The sequence below is a fragment of the Phocaeicola vulgatus ATCC 8482 genome, from assembly GCF_000012825.1.
In the GTDB taxonomy this organism is placed as follows: Bacteria; Bacteroidota; Bacteroidia; order Bacteroidales; family Bacteroidaceae; genus Phocaeicola; species Phocaeicola vulgatus.
Window position 1 is genome coordinate 2,744,408 of record NC_009614.1, and the last position, 19,217, is coordinate 2,763,624.

The 19,217-nt window shown below is 47.7% G+C and carries 17 protein-coding genes and 5 pseudogenes; 19 read left to right on the plus strand and 3 right to left on the minus strand.

Annotated elements, in window-relative coordinates; translation table 11 throughout:
- The first annotated feature begins 8 nt into the window (after nucleotides 1-8).
- The 19 genes and pseudogenes from BVU_RS10730 (at nucleotide 9) to BVU_RS10830 (ending at nucleotide 16,045) form a co-directional block, all read left to right on the plus strand.
- Nucleotides 9-437 (plus strand): hypothetical protein, encoded by a 429-nt coding sequence (locus BVU_RS10730; RefSeq protein WP_009040015.1) that lies wholly within the window; start codon nucleotides 9-11, stop codon nucleotides 435-437.
- Between the two features lie 272 nt (nucleotides 438-709).
- Nucleotides 710-907: pseudogene (locus tag BVU_RS10735) on the plus strand (DUF4134 family protein); the annotation flags it as partial.
- A 636-nt stretch (nucleotides 908-1,543) separates the two neighbouring features.
- Nucleotides 1,544-3,199 (plus strand): group II intron reverse transcriptase/maturase, encoded by a 1,656-nt coding sequence (gene ltrA / locus BVU_RS10745; RefSeq protein WP_004316241.1) that lies wholly within the window; start codon nucleotides 1,544-1,546, stop codon nucleotides 3,197-3,199.
- On the plus strand, nucleotides 3,196-3,438 hold the full coding sequence (locus BVU_RS10750; protein ID WP_032811114.1) for a DUF4134 family protein: 243 nt from the start codon (nucleotides 3,196-3,198) through the stop codon (nucleotides 3,436-3,438). The genes ltrA (BVU_RS10745) and BVU_RS10750 overlap by 4 nt, the downstream gene beginning before the upstream one ends.
- A gap of 23 nt (nucleotides 3,439-3,461) precedes the next feature.
- Nucleotides 3,462-3,782 (plus strand): annotated as a pseudogene (locus tag BVU_RS22205) (DUF4133 domain-containing protein).
- Between the two features lie 3 nt (nucleotides 3,783-3,785).
- Nucleotides 3,786-5,810, plus strand: a pseudogene (locus tag BVU_RS10760) (TraG family conjugative transposon ATPase); the annotation flags it as partial.
- A gap of 629 nt (nucleotides 5,811-6,439) precedes the next feature.
- Nucleotides 6,440-8,095 (plus strand): group II intron reverse transcriptase/maturase, encoded by a 1,656-nt coding sequence (ltrA, locus tag BVU_RS10765; protein ID WP_007845654.1) that lies wholly within the window; start codon nucleotides 6,440-6,442, stop codon nucleotides 8,093-8,095.
- Nucleotides 8,096-8,097: 2 nt separating this feature from the next.
- Nucleotides 8,098-8,691, plus strand: a complete 594-nt coding sequence (locus BVU_RS10770; protein WP_011965468.1) for a TraG family conjugative transposon ATPase — start codon at nucleotides 8,098-8,100, stop codon at nucleotides 8,689-8,691.
- Nucleotides 8,692-8,713: 22 nt separating this feature from the next.
- The gene (locus BVU_RS22775; protein WP_008020351.1) at nucleotides 8,714-8,845 is read left to right on the plus strand and encodes a hypothetical protein; all 132 of its coding nucleotides are present in this window, start codon (nucleotides 8,714-8,716) and stop codon (nucleotides 8,843-8,845) included.
- Nucleotides 8,846-9,121 (plus strand): hypothetical protein, encoded by a 276-nt coding sequence (locus BVU_RS10775; protein WP_004313115.1) that lies wholly within the window; start codon nucleotides 8,846-8,848, stop codon nucleotides 9,119-9,121. It abuts the gene before it with no gap.
- Between the two features lie 4 nt (nucleotides 9,122-9,125).
- Nucleotides 9,126-9,755, plus strand: a pseudogene (locus tag BVU_RS10785) (DUF4141 domain-containing protein).
- A gap of 28 nt (nucleotides 9,756-9,783) precedes the next feature.
- Nucleotides 9,784-10,797: a conjugative transposon protein TraJ gene (gene traJ / locus BVU_RS10790; RefSeq protein WP_011965471.1), complete on the plus strand. Its 1,014-nt coding sequence runs from the start codon at nucleotides 9,784-9,786 to the stop codon at nucleotides 10,795-10,797.
- Between the two features lie 24 nt (nucleotides 10,798-10,821).
- Nucleotides 10,822-11,445, plus strand: a pseudogene (gene traK / locus BVU_RS10795) (conjugative transposon protein TraK).
- 263 nt (nucleotides 11,446-11,708) lie between these two features.
- Nucleotides 11,709-12,560, plus strand: a complete 852-nt coding sequence (locus BVU_RS10805) for a conjugative transposon protein TraM (RefSeq protein WP_041174445.1) — start codon at nucleotides 11,709-11,711, stop codon at nucleotides 12,558-12,560.
- A gap of 12 nt (nucleotides 12,561-12,572) precedes the next feature.
- On the plus strand, nucleotides 12,573-12,977 hold the full coding sequence (gene traM / locus BVU_RS10810) for a conjugative transposon protein TraM (RefSeq protein WP_005655072.1): 405 nt from the start codon (nucleotides 12,573-12,575) through the stop codon (nucleotides 12,975-12,977).
- Nucleotides 12,978-12,981: 4 nt separating this feature from the next.
- Nucleotides 12,982-13,881, plus strand: a complete 900-nt coding sequence (traN, locus tag BVU_RS10815) for a conjugative transposon protein TraN (RefSeq protein ID WP_011965476.1) — start codon at nucleotides 12,982-12,984, stop codon at nucleotides 13,879-13,881.
- A gap of 18 nt (nucleotides 13,882-13,899) precedes the next feature.
- Nucleotides 13,900-14,490 carry a conjugal transfer protein TraO gene (locus tag BVU_RS10820; RefSeq protein ID WP_041174446.1) on the plus strand — a complete coding sequence of 197 codons (591 nt, stop codon included), beginning with the start codon at nucleotides 13,900-13,902 and terminating at the stop codon, nucleotides 14,488-14,490.
- A gap of 25 nt (nucleotides 14,491-14,515) precedes the next feature.
- Complete coding sequence (locus BVU_RS10825; protein WP_011965478.1) at nucleotides 14,516-14,977, plus strand: DUF3872 domain-containing protein; 462 nt, start codon at nucleotides 14,516-14,518, stop codon at nucleotides 14,975-14,977.
- A 156-nt stretch (nucleotides 14,978-15,133) separates the two neighbouring features.
- Complete coding sequence (locus tag BVU_RS10830) at nucleotides 15,134-16,045, plus strand: M48 family metalloprotease (RefSeq protein WP_011965479.1); 912 nt, start codon at nucleotides 15,134-15,136, stop codon at nucleotides 16,043-16,045.
- 21 nt (nucleotides 16,046-16,066) lie between these two features.
- Here BVU_RS10830 and BVU_RS10835 read toward each other — a convergent pair whose 3' ends face one another.
- The 3 genes from BVU_RS10835 to BVU_RS10845 all read right to left on the minus strand — a co-directional run bounded on the left by BVU_RS10835 (nucleotide 16,067) and on the right by BVU_RS10845 (nucleotide 19,192).
- On the minus strand, nucleotides 16,067-16,528 hold the full coding sequence (locus BVU_RS10835) for a hypothetical protein (protein ID WP_011965480.1): 462 nt from the start codon (nucleotides 16,526-16,528) through the stop codon (nucleotides 16,067-16,069).
- Nucleotides 16,529-16,887: 359 nt separating this feature from the next.
- Nucleotides 16,888-17,127, minus strand: coding sequence for a hypothetical protein (locus BVU_RS10840; RefSeq protein ID WP_009040005.1), 240 nt, complete (start codon nucleotides 17,125-17,127; stop codon nucleotides 16,888-16,890).
- A gap of 130 nt (nucleotides 17,128-17,257) precedes the next feature.
- Nucleotides 17,258-19,192: a ParB/RepB/Spo0J family partition protein gene (locus BVU_RS10845; RefSeq protein WP_011965481.1), complete on the minus strand. Its 1,935-nt coding sequence runs from the start codon at nucleotides 19,190-19,192 to the stop codon at nucleotides 17,258-17,260.
- Nucleotides 19,193-19,217 lie beyond the last annotated feature (25 nt).

Here is a 19,217-nt window from a genome sequence, read left to right on the forward strand (position 1 = left end):
ATTATTTGATGAAGGCCCGGCAACCCGTTAAACTGCACGGTGTGGATGTGAGGATTATGAATGAGGAACAGGCCTGGCATCTAAACCGGATGAAGATGAAGCAGAACATCCATATTGCGTGGGATTTGCCCCGGCTGGATCTGACCGACCGCCTGAAAGAGATGGTCAGGCATGTGAAACCTTACAAGATAACCTGCTACGTGCTGATAGGATTCAATTCGACCGTTGAGCAGGATTTGTTCAGGTTGAACGTACTGAGGGAACTGGGGATTACTCCCTTTGTTATCCCTTTCCGGGATTATGCAAACAAGCGGACGCCTACGCAATACGAGCGTGACCTTGCCCGATGGGCGAACCGGATGTGGCTATTCAAGTCTACCTCCTTTGAAGACTATACACCCCGCAAGGGTTTCAAGTGCGGGGAATATCTGAAATAACCTGATAAAGACAAGACACAATAGAGACAATGAGAACAAACGGTTATTACGATTCGGGATGATTCACATCCTGCTTTCAAGAGAGAATTAACAAGAATGTTTCACCACCAAATCAAGTGACAATGCAAATAGCATATTATGACTCCGGCTGATTTCCGGCCGGAACTTACCCCCTGAATCAGTAAACCATAAACGGCCACGGCTGCCTTATGGGGATAGTGAAAGGGGGCAGTCCGTGGCTTTTTAAATCATTTAAAAAATCACAGAAATAAATGAAAAAGAAAAGATTGATTATGATGCTGGCCGCTGTTGCGGCGGCAAGTGCGGCAATGGCACAAGGAAACGGGCAGGCAGGTATCACCGAAGCGACACAACTCGTGACCGGATATTTCGATCCCGGCACAAAACTGATTTATGCAATCGGTGCCGTAATCGGCCTCGTCGGTGGAATCAAGGTCTATCAGAAGTTCGTGCGACGTGAAGTTGCGTAAGTGATTGTGTAACATCAAGATTACACCTCCAGTTCCGTCTGGAGTAGCCTACGGACACGTGCATTGGGAGTAATCCTTTTGTACGGAGCTGTCCCGACAAGGTAGCCTTTCCAAAAGGAGAAGATTGAACCGTGAGGGGAAATCAACGGCTGATAACACCATTCAGCACGAGGAGCTTGGCTTAGCGGTATGGTCAACGAAAGTGAACTGTCCGATAAACATCGTAAGGTATAACGAGCCAAAGGCTGTTGACAGGCTCGGACCAAAAGGTAAGCAGTCGGCTGTCCTCTTGAACTTTGGGGGCACACGGACATTAGCACTGCCGGTGGAATAGACAGGACCTAACCCGCTTATTTATCACTTATGTAAAACACGGTAAGCCCGTATCTCTCCAGTTCATCAGAGCTGGTAAGCAAGCCGCAAGGCAAGCCTACATGGGGTGTGGGTATAGGATAGCGGAAAAAGCGAATGCCTCCCTGTAATGGGGAGGATACGGATTGAGCCAATATCACGGGTTGGTAAAGGTAACATCATCCGACACGAAAGTGGGCAGACTTCCGCCTATGGTGACACTTTACAAGATAGTTTACAGAACTTTTAAAGAAAGGAAAGCAAATGAACGCAAAGAAATTGGCGTGTGCGCCCGAAGACATAGACATTCACGAACTCTGGTCGAAAATCGACTGGGACAAATGTGAGCGTTTTGTCCAAAAGCTGCAAGCACGTATTGTAAAGGCTCAAAGGGAAGGCAGAAATAACAAGGTGAAAGCCCTGCAATGGATGCTTACCCACTCGTTCTACGCCAAAGCATTGGCGGTAAAACGAGTTACGACTAACAAAGGAAAATCTACTTCCGGCGTTGACAAGATTACATGGTCTTCTCCATTGGCGAAAGCCAAAGCCATATTCACTCTGAAAAGACATGGCTACAAGCCACAACCTTTAAAACGTGTAAATATCAAAAAGAAGAACGGGAAATTACGCCCACTCGGAATACCAACGATGAAAGACCGTGCGATGCAGGCATTGTACCTAATGGCACTTGACCCGATAGCGGAAACCACTGGCGACAGCCATTCCTACGGATTCCGCAGACATCGCTGTACACATGATGCCATCGAGCAATGCTACATCGTTCTTTCTCGTTCGGTCGCTCCCGAATGGATTCTTGAGGGGGACATCAAAGGATGCTTCGACCATATCAGCCATGCGTGGTTAATCAACAATATCCCTATGGATAAGGAGATACTACGCAAATGGCTCGAATGCGGATATGTGTTCAATGGAGAACTCTTTCCTACGGAAGAGGGAACCCCACAAGGTGGCATAATATCCCCAACTCTTGCAAACATGGCACTTGACGGACTGCAAGATTTGTTGGAAAAGAGTGTCAAGAAATATCAGGTGAACTACAAAAAGATAGTTCCTAAGATACATCTTGTACGATATGCAGATGATTTCATTGTAACGGCAAAGGATAAGGAAACGATAGAACAGGTTATACTTCCATTAGTACGTAAGTTCCTTGCGGAAAGAGGTCTGACACTATCAGAAGAAAAGACAAAAATCACACATATAAATGAGGGATTTGACTTTCTCGGTTTCAATATCCGAAAGTTCCGCAATAATACGCTGCTGACAACTCCATCCAAAGATGCGCAAAAGAGGTTTTGCGAAAAAATCCGCAAGACGATAGAAGCCAACAAGTGTGTAAAACAGAAGTCACTTATTATGATGCTGAATCCAATCATAAAAGGTTGGGGTAATTATTATAAATATGGTACTTCTGCGAATGTATTCCACCGAATGGATTGGGAAATCTTCAAGAAAATATGGCAATGGGCAAGACGCAGACATCCGCAGAAATGTAAAGGATGGGTAAAGGATAAGTATTTCAGAACACTAAATGGGCACTCGTGGAGATTTGCGGCAGATATGGGCAAGAAAGATAAGATTGATTATCTCGAACTGACCTATCTACCAACCATCCACCATGAGAAATTCGTCAAGGTTCGGCATTATGCCAATCCGTATGACCCATCAGATAAATCGTACTACGAATGGAGAGAAACCTACCGAATGAAGCAAACGCTGAAAGGCAGGCAATCTCTAATAAACATTTGGAAACGACAGAATAAAGTATGTCCTGTATGTGGAGAGCGTATTGACAGGGAAAGACCTTGGAGTATCACTGAACAAATAGTCAGTGGACGAAAGGTAAGAACTCTTGTACATACCAGTTGTAAACGTAAAATGCAAAGTAGATTATGAATATGAAAGTCGAAAATGAGATGGCTCTACCGATAACAAAGTCGGTAACGGTCATGTTGCTTGAGCCGTATGCGGGGAAACTCGCACGTACGGTTCTTAGAGGGGAAAGCTCCCGTAAGGGGGCTGACCTACTCGACAGTTCGGGCGACCCCGACACGAGTAAAACTGCCAGTTCGTGGTTCGGAGCCTGTATCTTTCTGATAGTCGCCGCCACCATTCTGAGGTCGTTCTTCCTCTAAAAACATAAAAAAGACAATAACTTATGGCTGATTTTGAAATAAATAAAGGGGTGGGCCGTGAAGTTGAGTTCAAGGGACTCCGGGCACAGTACCTGTTTATTTTCGCCACCGGACTGCTTGCCGTATTCGTGATGTTCGTCATCATGTATATGGCGGGTGTCGGACAGTGAATCTGCATCGGTTTCGGAGTATCGGCGGCTACGGTACTGGTATGGCTGACCTTTACGCTGAACCGTAAATACGGCAGCCACGGACTGATGAAGCTGTTCGCGGCCCGGCAACATCCCCGGAGAATCCTCTCACGAAAACGTATCACACGTCTGATCAACAAACAACAATCGTAAATTATGAGAAGTATATTAAAAGCATCCACACTAGAAAGCAAGTTTCCCATCATGGCGGTGGAACACGGCTGCATCGTCAGCAAGGACGCCGACATCACGGTCGCTTTCCGGGTCACACTGCCGGAAGTATTTTCGGTATCATCCGCAGAATATGAGGCGATGCACGCCACATGAGCGAAGGCAATCAAGGTGTTGCCGAACTATTCAATCCTGCACAAACAGGATATTTTCATCACGGAGAAATACGAGCCGGACATTCGCCGGGACGAACTCAGCTTTCTCTCCCGCAGTTTTGAACGCCACTTCAACGAACGTCCCTACCTGCACCACGCCTGCTACCTGTTCCTCACCAAGACCACCAAAGAGCGCTCCCGGCAGCAAAGCAACTGGAACACGCTTTGCCGTGGTTTTCTGGTGCCGAAGGAAATCAGGGACAAGGAAATGGTGGAACGCTTCATGGAAGCGGTGGGACAGTTTGAAAGTATCGTTAACGACAGCGGACTTGTCAGGCTGGAACGGCTGACCACGGAAGAGATTACGGGAACGGAGAACGAACCGGGTATTATCGAACGGTACCTTACGCTCTCGGCCGACGGAACGAGCATGTTGCAGGACATGCAATTGAATCCGGACGAAATGCGTATCGGTGACAAGCGGCTCTGCCTGCATACACTTTCCGACCTCGATGACCTGCCGGGAAAGGTAAGGACGGACGGGCGATACGAACGCCTCTCGACAGACCGTTCGGACTGCCGTTTGAGTTATGCCGCCCCCGTGGGCGTAATGCTGCCCTGCGACCATATCTACAACCAGTGGATATTCATAGATGACAGCAACGAAAACCTTTCCCGTTTCGAGAAGATGGCGAAGAACATGCAGTCGCTTTCCCGGTACAGCCGCAGCAACCAGATCAACAAGGAGTGGCTGGATGAATACCTGAATGAGGCGCATAGCAACGGACTGCAATCCGTGCGCTGCCATTGTAACATCATCGCATGGGCGGAAAACGGGGACGAACTCCGGCGGGTGAAGAACGATGTGGGAAGCGCACTGGCATTGATGGAATGTACTCCGCACCATAACACGACCGACCTTCCGGCTCTCTATTGGGCGGGCATACCGGGAAATGAAGCGGACTTTCCGGCCGAAGAGACGTTCTACACGTTTACCGGGCAGGCGCTCTGTTTCTTCACGGCTGAAACCTGTTACCGGAACTCGCTCTCTCCCTTCGGCATCCGCATGGTGGACAGGCTGACGGGAAAGCCCGTCTTCCTCGACATATCGGATTTGCCCATGAAAAAAGGGGTGGTGACTAACAGAAACAAATTCATACTCGGCCCCAGCGGCAGCGGGAAAAGTTTCTTTACCAATCATCTCGTGAGGCAGTACTGGGAACAAGGGACGCATATCCTGCTGGTGGACACCGGAAATTCATACAAGGGACTCTGTGACCTGATACATCAGAAGACCGGAGGGGACGACGGGATTTATTTTACATACAAGGAAAATGATCCGATTTCTTTCAATCCGTTTTTCACGGAGGATTACCGGTATGACATCGAGAAGCGGGACAGCATCAAGACACTGATACTCACCCTTTGGAAAAGGGAGGACGAACCGCCCCGACGTTCGGAAGAGGTGGCGCTCTCGAATGCGGTCAGCCTGTATATCGAAAAGATAAAGAAGAACCGGAAGATAAAGCCGAACTTCAACTCGTTCTATGACTTTGTAAGGAAGGACTACCGCAAGATACTGGCAGACAAGAACGTGCGGGAGAAGGACTTTGATGTGGACGGTTTTCTGAACGTGCTGGAACCTTATTATAAGAACGGTGAATACGGGTATCTGCTGAACTCGGACAAGGAACTGGATTTACTGAACAAACGGTTTATTGTATTTGAGTTGGATGTTGTGAAGGATAATCCAATCCTCTTTCCGGTTGTCACCATCATTATCATGGAGACGTTTATAAATAAAATGAGACGTTTGCAAGGTATCCGCAAGATGATACTGATTGAGGAAGCTTGGCTGTGACATGTAAGTCTTGTATATGATTGTTCAACTTTCATTCCACGAGTTGGAAATAGAACGATTGAACCTGTTGTTCCGTCAACAGTAGCCTATGGGAACGTGCGGTATTAAGCAATGACCCCGTGCGGTAACAGAACCAACAATGAAGCCCTTCCGAAAGGAGAAGTCTGAACCGTGAGGGAATGACAACTGCTGTTAGTATCGAATGGCAGGGGAGCTAGGCTGAATGGTATGAATAACGTAATGTGAACCGTTGATAAACGTCGTAACTTCGAATGAGCTACTAATGATACTAGGCTCTAACCCAAAAGGGATGCAGTCGGATAACCTTCTCCATGCTAAGGTTACACGGACATAACGACTGCCGGCGGATAGACGGATTCTAACCCATTCGTTTGTCATATACAAGAAACATGGTAAACCCGTACTTCTCCTGTGTAACAGCAGGTAAGCAGACCGTAAGTGAAGCCGAATGGAGTGCGGGCAGAGGAATGCGGAGAAAGCGAATGCCGTTCTGTAATGGGACGGATAGAGGTTGAAACATCACCTCACACGAAAGTGGGCAGACTTCCGCATGGTGGATGTTTTACAAGAAACTTATAGAACTTATTAAAGGAGAAAAGCAAATGAACGAAATTAAAACATCGTGTGCATCTACTGACCGGAAATGGAACACTTGGGAAAGCATAGACTGGAACAAGTGTGAGATAGCGGTTAATAAGCTACAAGCACGTATTGTAAAAGCTCAAAAGGCGGGCAAACACGGCAGGGTGAAATCCTTGCAGTGGGTGCTGACGCATTCGTTTTACGCTAAGGCTTTAGCCGTAAAGCGTGTTACATCAAACAGTGGCAGTGACACCGCAGGTGTTGACAAGGTGAAATGGTCAACTCCCAATGCCAGATTCAAGGCTATCGGTGAACTGAAAAGAAGAGGCTACAAGCCCCAGCCGTTAAAAAGGGTCAATATCAAAAAGAGTAATGGGAAACTACGTCCTTTAGGTATCCCGACAATGAAAGATAGGGCTATGCAGGCATTATATCTGCTTGCGTTGGAACCTGTATCGGAAACAACTGCGGACAGTAATTCCTACGGTTTCCGTAAAGAAAGAAGCACTAGAGATGCAAGGGAACAATGTTTTTGTGTCCTTGCAAAGAAAGCTTCTCCCGAATGGATTATGGAGGGTGACATCAAAGGTTGTTTCGACCACATCAGCCATGAATGGCTGCTGAACAATATCCCTATGGATAAAGTGATGCTGCGAAAATGGCTCAAATGCGGTTTCGTCTTCAACAAGGAGCTATTCCCTACGGAAGAGGGTACTCCACAGGGCGGTATCATTTCACCAACTCTTGCGAATATGACACTGGACGGACTGCAAACTATGCTTGCAGAGAAGTATCACAAGAAATTTGTAAACAGGAAAACGACCTACTATCCCAAAGTACATCTTGTACGCTATGCGGATGATTTTATCATCACGGGTAGAAGCAAGGAAGCTTTGGAAGAAATCAAACCGTTAGTAGTGGACTTTCTCAAAGAAAGGGGATTAACCCTGTCGGAAGAGAAAACAAAGATTACACACATTGATGACGGATTTGATTTTCTTGGGTACAATATCCGAAAATACAAAGGAGTGCTTCTAATCAAACCGTCCAAAAAGAGCCTGAAGAAATTCATGCAGAAAATCCGGGGAATCATTGATTCCAATAAAGGAAGCAAACAGGAATCACTTATAAGGCTCTTGAATCCTGTGATAACAGGCTGGGTAAACTACTATAAGAATTGTGTGGCTTCTGACACATTCAGAAAAGCTGACTACCTGATATTTGAAAAGTTATGGCAATGGGCTAAGAGACGACACCCCAAGAAAGGCAAATATTGGATTGCCGACCGATACTTTACACGGGTAAAAAACCGTAACTGGTGCTTCGTGGCAAACTTCAAGAAAGGCAAGACTGATGACAGGATTGCACTGAAAAGGCTGTATGACACAAAGATTACCCGATATGTCAAGGTAAAAGGTGAAGCAAATCCCTTTGACCCCGAATGGACAGAATATTTTGAAAAGCGCAAGACTTACAAGATGTTACAGTCGCTCAACGGTAGAAAATCGTTGCTGTACATGTGGGAAAGACAGAACCATTTATGTCCCGTATGTGGTAAACCCATAGACAAGGAACATCCTTGGGGAACTTCCCAACAAATAGTCAACGGCAAGAAAGTAAATTTTCTGCTGCATGACAGTTGTAGAAGAAAAGTCATTCAAACTAATAAGATGTAACTATGAGCTGGTTTCTATTAAATAGAAATTTAACACTGCTTGAGCCGTATGATTGGAAACTTTCATGTACGGTTCTGAGGGGGGAAAGGGGCAGTAATGCCCCTGACCTACCCGGCAAGGCAATCGCCAAGGAAGGTATGGCAAACTACATCCGTTATCTTTTTAAAACAGTCAGAAAGTTTTACGGAGAGGCGGTTGTAGTGACGCAGGAAGTGGATGATATTATCTCTTCCCCCGTTGTGAAAGAGACGATTATCAACAACAGTGACTGCAAAATACTGCTCGATCAGCGGAAGTATCAGAACAAGTTCGACCAGATACAGAACCTGCTCGGCCTGACGGACAAGGAACGCAGCCAGATACTTTCTATCAATCTTGCCAATGCAGCGAACCGCCTTTATAAAGAGGTCTGGATTGGGCTTGGCGGTACGCAAAGTGCGGTATATGCGACAGAAGTTTCGGCTGAAGAGTACCTTTGCTACACCACCGAAGAGACTGAGAAACTGGAACTTACCCACCTTACGGAAAAGCTGGGCGGAAACATCGAGCTGGCTATCAAACAACTTGCCGAAAGCAAACGGCAGGAAAACAAGTAACCATATTAATCTATAGACAACAATGAGTAAGAAAGATTTATTAAGCCAATGCAGGGAAGCACTCGGAGATGCGACCCTGACCAATCTGGATCTGCTGAACCTGATCGGAGAAATGAAGAAGGAACTGGAACACGACCGCATCTGCGGTCACTGAATGAACAAGGAAGGCGGCTCCACGCTGACAATCCGTAAATCCAACCATGTGACGGACGGATTCAAGGGATACAAGGCTACGCTGTTCGCCGGAGAAATGAGTTATACCGAAATCAATATCCCGCTTCGGAAAGGGGACGACCTTTTCCTGCACGGGAACAAGGATGCCGGATGTATCGGGTATTTCAGCGGAAGCGAGGTATTGCTGTTCGGCTGTTACGGACTGTTTGCCCGTGATGACGACAGCCGGTATTTACTTACCAAAGAAAGGAGATAGACGCATGAAAAAGAGACTACTAATTCTATTCATGGCAATGCTGTCCCTTTCGGTAACAAGCAAAGCACAATGGGCAGTGATAGACCCTACGAACCTTGCTCAAGGCATTGTAAACTCGGCCAATGAAATTGTACAGACTTCCACAACGGCACAGAACATGTGAAGTAACTTTCAGGAGACTGTAAAGATTTACCAGCAGGGAAAGGCCTACTACGATGCTTTGAAATCCGTACACGATCTCGTAAAAGGGGCACGCAAGGTACAACAGACTATCCTTCTGGTAGGTGACATCAGCGATATTTACGTGACCAATTTCAATACGATGATGGGCGACCCGAATTTTACCGTGGAAGAACTCTCGGCCATTGCTTTCGGGTATAACCGGTTGCTTGAAGAAAGCAGCAACCTGCTGCTGGACTTGAAGGAAGTGACCACGGCTACCGGACTCTCGATGACCGACAAGGAACGGCTGGACATCATCAACCGGATATATGGCGAAGTGCTGGAATACAAGAACCTGACATGGTACTATACCCGAAAGAATATCGGCATATCGTACCTGCGCAGCAAGAAGAAGGGGGATTCCCGGCGGGTGCTTGCCCTGTACGGGACACACGACCAGCGTTACTGGTAATCATTCATCCTTAAAAAACAGATAGACTATGGTATTACTATCAATAGACTGGACGAACCTACATGAGTTGTTGCGTTCGCTTTACGATGAAATGATGCCGCTGTGCGAGGATATGGCCAGTGTGGCAAAGGGAGTGGCCGGTATCGGTGCCCTGTTCTACGTGGCCTACCGGGTGTGGCAGTCCCTTTCAAGGGCGGAAGAGATAGACGTGTTCCCACTCTTCAGACCATTTGTGCTGGGCCTTTGCATCATGTTCTTTCCTACTATGGTGCTGGGGACAATCAACGGGATTCTTTCCCCCGTATGCAGTGCCACTTCCTCACTGGTGGAACAGCAGACTTTCGACATGAAGAAGTATCAGGAAGAGAAGGACGAACTGGAACGGGAAGCGATGCTCCGTGACCCGGCAAAGGCTTTCCTTGTGAGTGATGAGGAATTTGACAAGAAGATAGACGAGCTTGGCTGGTCGCTGGGGGACATGGACACGATGATAAACATGTACGGGCAGAAGGCGGTGTATGACATGGGGGAAAAGGTGAGGCAATGGTTCCGGGAACTGCTGGAACTCTTCTTTCAGGCAGCCTCGCTGCTGATAGACACGCTGAGGACTTTCTTTCTGATTGTCCTTTCCATACTGGGGCCTATCTCTTTTGCACTGGCCGTCTATGACGGGTTCCAGAGTACGCTCACCACATGGTTGTCACGCTATATCTGTATTTACTTATGGCTACCCGTGGGCGACCTGTTCGGGGCTATCCTCTCACGCATACAGGTTCTGATGTTGCAGCAGGACATCAAACAGATGCAGGATCCGACATTCATACCGGACGCATCGGGCAGTGTGTATTGTATATTCATGATTATAGGTATCATCGGTTATTTCTGCGTTCCCACGGTGTCCTCGTGGATTATCCAGGCAGGCGGTGCGGGAGCTTACGGGCAGAAAGCTAACGGTGCCGGGAAGATGGCAGGAAACGGTGCGGCAGCAGTCGGAGGCGCAGTCGGAGGATCGGTTGCAGGGCGCATCAAGAAAATGTTTTAACGGACTATTAATTAACAAAAAAACATGGAATTTAAATCATTAAAAAACATCGAGACATCGTTCCGGCAGCTACGGCTGTTCGGAATGGTATTCCTGGGAGTATGCGCACTGGTAACGGTCTTCGCTACCTGAAAGGCATACGAGTTCGCCGAGGCGCAGCGGCAGAAAATTTATGTGTTGGACAGCGGAAAGTCACTGATGCTGGCACTCTCGCAGGATGTGCAGCAGAATCGCCCCGTGGAAGCGAGGGAACATATCAGACGTTTCCACGAACTGTTCTTCTCCTTGTCACCGGACAAGAGCGCCATTGAAAGCAACATCCAGCGTGCCCTTTACCTCTCGGATGAAAGTGCCATCGGTTACTACCGGAACTTGCAGGAGAAAGGCTACTTCAACCGGATGATAGCGGGAAACATCTCGCAGACGCTGACGGTGGACAGCATACAGGGGAACTTCAACAGTTATCCATACGAGATGAAGACCTATAGCCGGCAGCACATCATCCGTTCGAGCAGCGTTACCGAAAGGTCGCTTGTCACCACCTGCCGTCTGAGGAATGTAACCCGGAGCGACAACAATCCGCAGGGCTTTCTGATAGAGAGTTTTACCATCATCGAAAACAGGGACATCGGACAGTATGAAAGATAACGGTATAAAAAAGGTCTTCCACTCGTTCAGAACGGAGAAAGACCGACATACAGCAAAACTCCGCAGGCGGTGGCAACGGCTGAGCTACCGGCAGCAAAGGATGATCATCCTTTACCTGCTCGGACTCTTCGCCGCCATCGATCTTGCCTACATCGTGGGCGGTTTCTGCGGGACAGACAAATTTCCGATTGAGGTACAGCATCTCCAAAGGATTGCGCTTCCCCAAACGGGCAGTATCCAACCATTAAAAAACAATGTATCCAATGACACAATCCGATAAGAAAGAAGAAAAGAATAAAAAAATGCAGAAAGCGGAACCTGCATCCGAAAAGGAGAAGAAGTTAAACCGCAAGGTTACCGACAAGCTGAAATTCTATGGCGTAGTGACATTCCTTTCCCTGCTTTGCGCCGGGTTCATCTGGTTTATCTTCAAACCGGACGCACCCGAAACGGTGGAAGGGACGGCAGGCATCAATACGACGATACCCGACGCTATCGCACCGGAGACAATGGCCGACAAACAGAAGGCTTACGAACTGGAAGAGATGAAGAAACGCAGGCAAGAAAAAGTGAGAACCTTGCAGGATGTGGCCGGGGGCTACCTAATGCCGGACACAACGGACGGGCTGAAACCGGAAGAAGATGTACCGAAAGCGGATGCTATCCGGGAGTCCAGAGAAAAACAGCGGCAGATTTCAAGGCAGATCACCTCGTTCTATCAGGAACCGAAGGAGAGTCCGAGGGTGGACGAACTGGAACGGCAGGTGAAGGAGCTTAACGAAAAGCTGGAACATGAACGGAAAGGACAAGACCCGCTGGAACTGATGGAAAAGTCGTATGAGATGGCGGCACGCTATTTCCCCGGACAGATGGGCGGACAGGTGAAAAACATACAGCCTGCGGGCGTTACGGGCGGTTCATCCGGTAATCCTGCCGCCATAGCTGCCGGACGTGCTACGGAGAATGTGGTTTCGTCACTGGCCGTACCTCCGGTCCCCGACACGATACCCCGCAATTACGGTTTTGCCACTGCCGTGGGCGGCGGACAGCTTGCCGGAGCCAATACGATACGTGCCTGCGTGGCTGAAGACCAGACAGTGACCACCGGAGCATGACTGAAGTTCCGGTTGCTGGAACCGCTGCAAGTGGGCGGTGTGCTTGTACCTGCCAATACTCCGCTATATGGTACGGTGCGTATCGAAGGGCAACGGATGGCAGTCACAGTAAACTCCATAGAGAGTGGCGGCAATATCCTGCCGGTGGAACTAACGGCTTACGATATGGACGGGCAGGCCGGACTTTTTGTTCCGAATACCGCAGAACGTACCGCCATGAAAGAAGCCGCCGCCAATATCGGAGGCAGTTTCGGAACAAGCATCTCGTTCGCACGCAGTGCCTCGCAACAACTCGTCATGGACGTGACAAGGGGCGTGCTTGGCGGCGGATCACAATATCTGGCCACAAAGATGCGTGAGGTGAAGGTGGCCGTGAAAGCTAATTATCAACTTTTATTAATATCCAAAAAGCAGTAATCAGATGAAGACAAGATTTATTCTATCAATAGTCATGCTTTTAACCGTATTGTCGGTAAAGGCTCAGGAACCGGTGGAAACAAGGATTTTCCCCACCAACCGGATTATCTCACCGCATAAGATTGAGGTGACTTTTCAGAAAACCGTACATATCCTTTTCCCTTCCGAAGTGAAATATGTGGATTTGGGTTCGTTCGACATCATAGCGGACAAGGCCACGGGAGCGGAAAATGTGGTACGCATCAAGGCGGCGGTGAAAGGTTTTGAAGGGGAAACGAACTTCTCCGTCATCACTGCCGACGGTTGTTTCTATTCTTTTAATGTGGTTTATAAGGACGAACCGGCCTGGCTTTCCATCGAGATGGAAGACTGGCTCCGGGACAATCCCGAAGGCGGGATTGCGGGCGACCGCATGTTCGTGAAGCTGAAAGAACTCGGCGGGGAGACACCGCTGGTGGTGAACCGTATTATGTACACGCTGTATAAAAAGAACAAAAGGGATATCAGGCATATCGGTTGCAAGAAGTACGGCATACAGACACTGCTCAAAGGGCTTTATATCAACAATGACCTGCTGTACCTGCATACTTCCCTGCGCAACAGTTCGGATATATCGTTCGACATCGACTACATCCGTTTCAAAATTATCGACAAGAAGGTGGCCAAGCGCACGGCCATGCAGGAGAACTTCATAGAACCGGTAAGGACATACAACCGTCTGACAACGGTGGACGGAAAAGCCACGGTACGTAACATATTCGTGCTGCCCAAGCTCACCCTGCCGGATGACAAACTGCTCGTGGTGGAGGTTTACGAAAAGGGCGGTGCCCGTCACCAGTCGTTCCGCATAGAGAACACAGACCTTGTGGCGGCAAAACCAATCAGTGAACTGCATCTGAAATAATAACCTATATATAATATAATGTATATGCAAAGAATACTATTCATACTGACAGTTGCCATGTTGTCGCTCTTTGCGGGCGAAGCATACGCGCAGCGTGACCTGCCGGGACAGACGGGTGTACAATTTACAACAGGGGGAGTCAATCATTTCCTTTCATGGAAGAGTGGCGGCGAACGCCACTACTTCACCTCGCTGGCCTTTACACATACCAACCGTAACCGTACCTGCTGGCTGTATGGTCTGGATTATCAGATAAAGGAGTACACCTACGAAAATAAGGCAATACCCAAAGCGCAGTTCACGGGGGAACTCGGCTATTTTATTCCCGTATTGTCGGACAAGGGCCGGAACGTCTGTTTCCGTATCGGACTTTCCGTTTTGGGCGGCTTCGAGACAGTCAACTGGGGAACCTCCCTGCTTCCTGACGGAGCGGCGGTGACAAACGGTGACTGCTTTATTTATGGCGGCGGTCTGACGGCGGCTTTCGATGTCTGGCTGACAGACCGGATTATCCTGCTGATGCAGGTAAAGGAAAGGGCGTTCTTCGGAACGGATGCGGGTAACTTCCATACCCAGATAGGATTGGGCGTTCGCCTTATTATTAACTAATAAAAAGAGAAAGGAGAAACAAAAAATGAAAAACGTATTATATAAATGTATAGGTGCACTGCTTGCGGCGCTGGCCTTCAATTCTTGTAACGACGGGATAGACATCCGGCAGGATTATGATTTCAGCCTCTCGTCATGGTATCTGCAAAAGCAGATTGCAACGGGTGAAACGGTGGAGATACGCTTTTATCTTGACCGTGAAGGAGACTATGAAAAGGCGGAGTATGAAATAGGTTACATCCAGATGGAAGGCAAGGGAGAGGTGTCCGACAGTGAAGGCATAAAACTTGTGAACCGGGAAGTGAGGCCGCTGGCAGAGGTGCCGGGACTGGATACGGAAAATCCGGTGAAGCAGGTATTCACCCTCTTTTACCGTTCGACAAGTGCCAAACGCTCGGAACTGAAATTCTTTGTCCGGGATAATTTTGGCAGGGAAAGAGAAATGACGGTGACGTTCGATTTAGAAAGCACTACGGCAAAGGAATAACTGCTACCATTATCTATCAAGAAAGACGGTGGGGAAACCTATCGTCTTTGTTTTATGAAATTTGCTTAATGAAAACAAATGAATAAGTAATTGTTTCGGATTGCACAAAATTTGTTTTTATATTTAGCCGGAAGTTAATAGTTCAATCATATACGCATGAAAACAACACTCAGAATATTCCGTATCATCAGCAAGCTGTTGCTGCTGGCTTATGTCACGATAGTGAATTTTGTCTTTATTACGGTGTTTTACGCATTGCTACTTTCAATCTTGCGCCATATATGGCCGGCATATATACCGGGGCTGTTTGATGAGGGGGTGATTCCGTATTTAGTCAATACGTTACCGTATTATCTTTTGCTGTTATTCATCCTTTATTCCATTTCTCCGCTAAATGTGTGGGTGCTACGCAGAAAAGAAGGATACCGTCCTTTGAACAGTTCCGATCGCATGAGGCTGGAACGGTTGCTTTCAGAAATGGGTATGAACCGGAGGCTGAAACTTTATCGTAACAATGACGCACGGGTAAATGCCGCCGCATTCGGTTTCAATACGATAGGACTGACGGGCGGAGTACTCGCCGCAGCTTCGGATGAGGAGCTGAAGGGCATCATCAGTCATGAAGTGGGGCATATCTCCCATTACGACTTCGTCTATCAGGTGCTTTTATTCTCGATGGAGTCGTTCGGTTACCGCTGCCTTTATGGTATATTTCTTATTCCGGCTCTGATATTCGGGATAATTGGCAGCATGGTGTTCGCATTGGTTCCGGCTTTGGGCCTTGTAGGTGAACTCATAGCGAAGTTATGGTGGGCCGTTTACAAACTGCTTCACCGGATTATATACGGCATCAGCCGGATAACTGACGTGAATATCAATAAATATGCCGAGTACCGTTGTGATGCCTATGCAGTGAAATATGGTTGCGGCGAAGGATTGCTTTCTTTCCTCCGCCGGTTGAAAAGGACGGAAAACGTTTACGGTGAGCATCCGACTTTCACCGAATATATCATGAGTACGCATCCGTCCACCGAAAAACGGATTGCACGGCTGGAGAAACTGCTGTAACCTGCGGTAAAGAATGTGTGCCTATATCATTTTACGGATATTGGTATAGGGAGTACCGGATGCGCATATCTGCTGCATTTCTGTGGAAAAGTCATCGTAATAACAGATGATATGACCACCGACAAGCGCATTGCCAAAAAACTCTTTTTCCGGAAGTATTTTTTTATTGTCCGCCTGCTTTATCAGGTCGTCATACAAGGCACAATACACCTTGTCGGTATCTGCCGGAAAAGCGGTTTCCGGTATGGCTACTGAAAGGATTATCTCCGGGCATTTGCCCGCTTCACGCAGCATGACTATCGTATCCGCACCTAATAATCCGATATAGGAATGCGGATTGCAGGTGAATGTGCGATAACCTTCATTATAAAGTGGAAGGATTATCCGGTAGAGTTCCATACGGATTTTATCTTCCCTGAATTGGTCGTATTTGGTTGTCTTTTCAATGGTACTGCCGGTAATGGCAACGTTCTTGTTGTACATCTTCCTGTGATTTTTGAGTAATACCTTGTCCGTAACTTCCTGTTATGTACCAAAAATACACGGAACTTAACAGGTTCTACTCTCCGGTACGACCAAGCACCCATGCAGGAAACGAGTTAAGACCGTGCCATTGGTGTATGACAAGGACTCTGCCCGTTTATTCTCCTGCATTGAATTTGGTCGTTTCGAGAGTAAGAACAAACAGCTAAAAGCTATTCTAATATGTTATCATTCAAAATCTTTAATCTTATAACTTTCTTTTTTGGTTCAACCCTGCAAAAATAGAAAAAAGCCGGGCAACTGCATAGGGATTGCCCGACTTTTTTAAGAGGATGTATTCAAGTGTGGGGTGTGGCAGGTCAGTCCACGGGTTCGCCGCCATAGCGAAGGCGGCAGATGTCCTTGTGGATTTCACACATGATATGCATCTGCATCTGCTTGCTGATATGGCGGCTTTGGGAACGCATGAACAGACGGTTCTCTACCAGACTGCAAAACTTTGTACCTTCCCTGCTCACGATGCAGAGGATTTGATGTTCAAGGAAAAACTCCCTGTCGGTGGAATACTCCACGTTAGGGGACATTTTTATATATTTCATATGCTGATATTTTTAAAGGTTTTACGGTGGCGGTGTGGGTGGGGTCGTCCGGCCCTGCCCTCTGTTCTCTTGGAGGGTGGTGAAAAAGATGTGCCGGATGTTGTCTCCGGCACATGCTTTCTGTTCGGCTTCAGGCGGCTTTTCCGCTTTCGGGCTTCTCCGTTTTCGGGGCGGTGACTTTCTTCTCCGTCTTTTCTGCCGTCTGCTGTTTTTCCGCTTCTTTGGCTGCTTTCTTTTCCGCTTTCTTCATTTCCTTTATCCTTTCTTCCAAACGTTCATGCCGTTTCTGATATTCTTCCTCGTGGGTGGCTTTGGCAAGTCCGTACTGGTCGGGAAAGTGCATGTTTGCGAAGTCTCTTAACAGTTTGGATGCGTTGTTGTCTCCGTGGCCGTTCTCACAAAGGAAGTGGCTGATGAAGTCCCGTTTGATTACCGTCTTTTGTGCGTCCGTCAGTTTGGCAACGATTTTCATCCGCTGTTTCTCGTCCAATGCGAAAGGCTGGTCCTTGATGCCAAAAAGCGAAAAATGCTTCCTTTGCAGTTGGGTAAGCATGGCGAAATAAATCATGCCGTCCTCGTACTGCGTGAACGGACTTTCGGGATAGTCGTTCTCCCGGACAATCTTTTTCGTGTCGGCAACGGTTTTTTCGATAGAAAGCTGTTTGAAACGCTTGTCCCTCTCCTGCAATGTCCCGATAGTGACGGGGGCGGTTTCCTTCCTGTTTATCTCCACGTAGCAGAGTTCGGGTTCCGTCTGCCCTACCTTCACATAGGTCTTTATCCTGCCTTCCTCCTTCATGCGGTCAAGTTCCTCCACCTTTCGGGCATATTCCTCGTTTCTGCGCTCAAATGTCTGCACCGCCTGTTCGTACTCTTTCGCTTGGGGGAACTGCTCTTTCTTCGGTGCTTCGGGGGCTTTTGGAAATTCCCTTGCCGATACGTTGTAGTCAAGTTCCTTGATTTCATGCCCTTTCTTGTCCAATTTCTGTAGTGCCATATCGTTACGGCTTCCGTAGTAGGGGCGTGCGACAACCAGCTTCGGATCGGATTTCAAAAGTTTCTCCGTCTCTTTTGCCACATGGGCGGCATTCTTGGTTTCCAGACATTTGCGGTTTGTGCAGTGTCCGCATCCGTTATGCTCGGCAAAGAGATTGTAATTGGCTGCGTTGTGTACGCATGCCTTGCATTCCGTCTTGTCGAATTTGTATTGCTCAAGGTCGGTTGTGTAGTATTTCTCAAAATATTTCTTGAACAGATTGAGCGTGTAACCGCTCCAATCGTCCTTGTTGTCTGACTTGAGGTGGTTCTCATACACGTCCTTTTGGATATTTGCTTCATAGGTGCTTATCTCTTCGGCTACGCTGATAGTAATTGTTTCATTGTCTAACAGTTCACCGATAGGCGCATAGAGTTCGTTCAGTTTCAATCGGGTATAGATATACTTCTCGCTTCGTCCGAAACGGCTGACAAGTGAATACATATCATACCTGCCCTTTTCAAGCAGGCGTTTGAAGGCTTTCGCTTCTTCGGTGGGGCGTACCTGCTCACGCTGCAAATTTTCACTCAGTGACATATCTTCCGCTTCATCATCTGTTATATTATTATAGATAGTTGCCTTTATCGTCTTTGCTCCTGCAAGCAGTGAGGCACGATAACGGCGTTCTCCGTAAATGATTTCGTAACCTCCTGCCGTGTGGGGGCGTACTGCGATAGCCTGCAAAATGCCAACTTCCCGAATACTTTCCGCAAGTTCCTGCAAAGATGCGTTATTGAACGTCTTGCGGTGGTTGTCTGCGCTCGGATGCACGGTGGTAATATCAAGGTCTGTTTCGGCTGTGGCCGTTGCAAGCGGTGTCTTGAACGTGACCTGCTGCGGTGCTTCTTCCGTAACGGTGGGAACGGTTGCCGTTTCGGGTGCTTCCGCCACTTCGGTAGCCGTGGGCACGTCCTGCGGTGTGAGTAACATTATCGGCTTCGGGATAACTGCCAAAGCAGTTACTTTTACTGCATTTTCTTTCTCTGATTTCTGTACGCTGTTCTTCTGTACTTTTTTGTTCGTCTTCATAATGGTAAGTTTTTAAATGTTGATA